Origin of the sequence: Klebsiella sp. 1SOBk10mer (genome assembly GCF_046602535.1) — a bacterium.
Lineage (GTDB): Bacteria > Pseudomonadota > Gammaproteobacteria > Enterobacterales > Enterobacteriaceae > Klebsiella > Klebsiella quasipneumoniae.
The window spans coordinates 1-4167 of the sequence record NZ_JBKIUP010000039.1 but is presented as its reverse complement, the minus strand read 5'-3'; the positions used below and the strand labels follow the sequence as shown (position 1 = coordinate 4167).

The following is a 4167-nucleotide window of genomic DNA, read 5'->3' as shown; positions in this document are numbered from 1 at the left end:
GCAGTTGCTCGGTAATACCCAAAATAGCCGACACCGATATGCTGCATCAACATCTGGCAATCCCTCCTTTAGTGTTCTGAGGCAATTGCAATATCTGTGTGAACTTACACAGCGTGTGAAAATGTATGACCGCCGCATGCATCTATGACAGATTCGGACATGGTCATGCTCATTGAGGGGCTCAGCTCGGATTCCACATCTGAGATCAACGGACGTGCTCGTTCCCCAGGCGCTAGCGGGGGTGGGCTCGATGAAAGTGGACGTGCATGGGTGCCGCTCACCGGGCGCAGGCGGTTCGCCGATGAGACCGCCGGTATGATCGGACGGGTCTCATGCCCGACCTGACTCTTGATCTCCGATACCTGAAGTACGCCGTTCAGGTCGCCGAGGCCGGCAGCTTCCGCCGAGCGGCGGAGCGCCTATCGATATCGCAATCCACCGTCAGCCGACGTGTGCAGCTGTTTGAGCGCCAACTTGGCTTTTCTCTCTTCAAGCGTACGCGAGCGGGGGCAGGGCTGACTCCAGAAGGTGAGCGCTTCCTTCAACAAGCGGTGGTGGGAGCGCGCTACCTTCGTAACGCCGCAACGGAGATCCGCTCCGCGCGGAAACTCAAGACCGGGCTCGTGAGGTTTGGAATGCTTGAAGCGTTCCCGGCGTGCCCGATCATCAACATTCTCTCGGCATTCAGAAATAGACATCCGACGATCGAGGTAAAGCTTGAGGAAGGCACTTCAGAAGAAAACACTTTGGGGGTGAAGCGCGGATTACTGGACGCAGCAATCAGCCTGAGTGCGAGCAAGAGCCCTCAGTTCCAAGTTCGACGTCTCTGCGAACCAGATCTGTTCGTGGCATTGTCCCCGCTTCACGAGTTGGCAGCACGGCCACAGCTGTCGTGGGAGGACGTTTGTGACGAAGTCTTCCTCGTTCGCTCGGATGGCGCTGGGCGTGAGCTCGCTGGCATACTCCGGCGCATGGTGGGCGCCGGAGACGGAGCGGTTCAACTCTCGATCCAACAAGTCAGCCGAGAAACCCTGCTGACGATGGTCGAACAGGGCTTCGGCTTGACCATCACCAGCGTGATCTACCGGCCGGATATCGCGTTGATCCCGCTCCCATCGGCGCGGGCGCCGACGGCCGCTATAATTTCTTCCAGTGACAACGACAACCCGACTCTGCCGCTGCTGCTGAAGTGTTTCGACACCCCCTCTAGAGCGGGGACCACGGATTAATCGGCGCTCCCCGGCGTCAACGTTCGCCTGGCTTTGGCGAAGCCACGGTCTGTCGCGATGAACCGTTGTAACATCGGGACGATTAACCGAGCTGGGTCAACAGCGGACTGACCTTGCTCTCGGCCCAATAGGTGGGCGTAGTCAACAAGGTCCTGGTGGAGAGCTGCAGGTAGCTCGACCTGTACCTTAAGCGGCTTGTCGTCCGCGATGGGGCCTAGCTTAAGCTTCGACATCATCACCCTCCATATGGCTCCAGTACCAAGTCTCGCGTCACGAGAACGCGCACGGGAAATCCGGGCCGAATAGTGATCGTGGGCGCGACGTTGAGCTGACGCCTCACAATCTGCTGCCCTGCGTCGTTGATGGTGTCCTGCCCACCGTTCCGGATCGCCTGAACGAGCTGATCGTCGTTGTCGACCGCGAGTTCGGCGCCGACGCTCAGCAGTGTCGACAATCCCGCAGCCTTGGCCAGATCCCACCAATGGTAATCGACGCCATCCTGCAGCCCGGCGAACCCTTCAGCGTCAGCACCAGGCTGGCGCTCGAGAACGATCGAGCGCCCGTTCGGGAAGACGAGCCGAGTCCAGACGAGCAGGACTCGGCTCTGGCCGAACTGCACGTTGTTGTCGTACTGCCCGACCACACGAGTGCCTTGCGGCACAAGCAAGATACGGCCGGTTGGGCTGTCGTAGATGTTTTCGGTGACCTGCGCGGTGATCTGGCCGGGTAGATCGGATCGGATGCCGGTGATCAGCGCCGCGGATATCACTGCTCCCGCCTGAAGGACGTTCGGCGATACTGGCGCAGCGACGCGATCGGGCGCAACCGTCCTGCGATCGGCCGCGGCGTTCAGAAACGCGTTCTGCCGGTCCTGCGCCGAGGGCGTGGCGGGCGGCGGAGCGAGGCCAATGCTCGCCAAATCCGGCACCGGCGCGAGCGCTGGGGCAGCTCCCGCAGCAGCGGGTGTGCCCCGGCTTTCCGATCCGGAGAAGAGACGGCTGGTGCGCGCGGTCTCGATTTCCTGAAGGCGGCGCTGCTCTTCCGGGCTGATGCCGGGATTGGGCGTGGCCGTCCCGGGTGTGGGCACCGGCTGTCCGCGATCCTGGGTACTAAGGATCGGCCGGCCGAGGTCACCGGGAAGAGGGGGACCGAGCTGTGGCACGCCACTGTAATCTCGCGGCAGGCCGGCCAGTCCGTCAGCGGTCGAGCGGTTCTCGGTCGAATAGAGTTCGTCGTTCGGCCGACCGGCGTCGCGGGTCTGAAGCGCGTAGATCAGCGCACCTCCGAGCCCGACGCTGGCGACAAGACCGAGGCCGGCGAGAACCTTCCGCGACAACCGGGTGACGCGGGGCGGTTCGGCCCGCAGCCGCATCGGCGCAGGCCCGACCGGCTCGCCGGTCAGGGGCTGCGCATCGTCGTCCGGCACTTCCTCAATCCGGGGCGGGTTCTCGCTCACGAGGTCGGCCTCCCGTCTGTGCGGACGATCCTGACGCGCTTCTGCTCGCGGCCGGAGCCGAAGCGAAGTTCGGCAGCCGCGAACAGACGATCAACGATCATGTGGTGGCCGCGAACGCGATAGTTCACGAGCTCAGAGGTGTTGCCCTCGGGGCCGACGACGAAGAGTGGCGGCATCTCGCCCTGACCGATGCCGCGCGGAAACTCGATAAAGACCTGGCGTCCGTCGTCGAAGGCGCGCAGCGGCCGCCACGGCGCACGGTCGCCCTCGATCGCATAGCGGAAGTTGACGTTCGCGAGATCGACGCCGCTCGCCACCGGCTGGGCCGCCTGCGCCTCGGCGTTCTGACGGCGCAGCGCAATGAGCTGGTCTTGCGGATACTGCCATGAGACCGACGCCATATAGGTGCGCTCTGTCGAGCGCAGCTCCATGTGATAGGTGCGCATGTTGGTGTTGATGACGAGGTTTGTCATCAGGTCGGCGCGGGTGGGCTTTACTAGGATGTGGATCTGGCGCGTTGCCCCCGATCCGCTCTCGGTGTCGCCGATGATCCAGCGCACTGTGTCGCCGGCGGCCACCGGGCCTGCGCCGACAAGCTGCTCCCCGGGTTGGAGCGCGATGTCGGTGATCTGCCCGACGGCGGTATAGACTTGATAAAGCGCCCCTTGAGTCCACGGGTAGACCTGCATCGAGTTAATGAAGCCGTCGCGCACCGGCTGGACTCGTGCCGCCTCGTTTGCCTGGTTGACGCGAGCGGTCGGATTAGAAGGCTCCGGGGCACGCCGCGTCTCCTCCACACGCTGCAATTGGCCAGGCAGCGGCAGCGGCCGGGGCAGCTCGACCACGGTGACCGGCGCGGGTGGATCGACGGTCTGCACCGCCGGAGCCGCATTGTCGTAGGAAATCTCCGGCGGCGGATTGGTGGTCGCGCAGCCCGCGAGCGCGGTCGCCGCTAGCAGAACGACCGGGAATGCGGCTCTACGGAGAGCCGGGAGTACGTGTGTGTGTGAAGCCGGGTTTCCGGCTTTACGGAAATACGGCTTCATTGCCCAAGCTCCCGTGACCAGTTGATGGCGTTGACGTAGATGCCGAGCGGGTTCGCCCTGAGCCGGTCGGCGTTTCGGGGGATCTGCACGACGATCGTCAGGATCGCGGTCCAGCGCGTGGTCTCGGCGAGCTGGCCATTTTCGTATCGGCGCTCGACCCAGGCGACGCGGAAGCTGTCCGGGGACGCGCGGATGACGCTGGAGACGTCGACAGCGACCTGCTGCCGGCCGACCCGTGTAAAGGGGTCGTTGGAGCGGGCGTAGTCATTGAGCGCCATGGCGCCGCGGTCAGTCGTGAAGTCGTAGGCGCGCAGCCAGGGGTCGTCTCAGAAAACGGAATCTATGGTCACTCCCGTTTTTGCAACACCGATTTTGACGACAAGTTGGCTTGCTTGAATCTATCCGGCGTCTGAATGGGATTTTATTCCCGCGCCTT

4 protein-coding genes and 1 pseudogene are annotated in these 4167 nt (G+C 63.4%); 1 reads left to right on the top strand and 4 read right to left on the bottom strand.

Annotation, left to right across the window (positions count from 1 at the left end; all coding sequences use genetic code 11):
- The first annotated feature begins 332 nt into the window (after positions 1–332).
- Positions 333–1229 (top strand): LysR family transcriptional regulator, encoded by an 897-nt coding sequence (locus ACLH1I_RS26380; protein WP_011191354.1) that lies wholly within the window; start codon positions 333–335, stop codon positions 1227–1229.
- On the opposite strand, the gene ACLH1I_RS26375 is transcribed toward ACLH1I_RS26380, so the two are convergent.
- From ACLH1I_RS26375 to trbF, 4 genes and pseudogenes are all read right to left on the bottom strand, one after another.
- On the bottom strand, positions 1226–1462 hold the full coding sequence (locus ACLH1I_RS26375) for a DUF2274 domain-containing protein (protein ID WP_026227538.1): 237 nt from the start codon (positions 1460–1462) through the stop codon (positions 1226–1228). The two genes, ACLH1I_RS26380 and ACLH1I_RS26375, sit on opposite strands and share 4 nt — an antisense overlap.
- A gap of 2 nt (positions 1463–1464) precedes the next feature.
- On the bottom strand, positions 1465–2685 hold the full coding sequence (locus ACLH1I_RS26370; RefSeq protein ID WP_011191355.1) for a TrbI/VirB10 family protein: 1221 nt from the start codon (positions 2683–2685) through the stop codon (positions 1465–1467).
- On the bottom strand, positions 2682–3731 hold the full coding sequence (gene trbG, locus ACLH1I_RS26365; RefSeq protein WP_011191356.1) for a P-type conjugative transfer protein TrbG: 1050 nt from the start codon (positions 3729–3731) through the stop codon (positions 2682–2684). The genes ACLH1I_RS26370 and trbG overlap by 4 nt, the downstream gene beginning before the upstream one ends.
- Positions 3728–4048: pseudogene (gene trbF, locus ACLH1I_RS26360) on the bottom strand (conjugal transfer protein TrbF); the annotation flags it as partial. The gene trbG and the pseudogene trbF, both read right to left, overlap by 4 nt.
- Positions 4049–4167: the final 119 nt, after the last annotated feature.

Excerpts from the sequence above, each read along its gene's own strand:
- ACLH1I_RS26380 (WP_011191354.1), top strand. The coding sequence starts at position 333 with ATGCCCGACCTGACTCTTGATCTCCGATACCTGAAGTACGCCGTTCAG.
- ACLH1I_RS26375 (WP_026227538.1), bottom strand. The coding sequence starts at position 1,462 with ATGTCGAAGCTTAAGCTAGGCCCCATCGCGGACGACAAGCCGCTTAAG.
- trbG (WP_011191356.1), bottom strand. The coding sequence starts at position 3,731 with ATGAAGCCGTATTTCCGTAAAGCCGGAAACCCGGCTTCACACACACAC.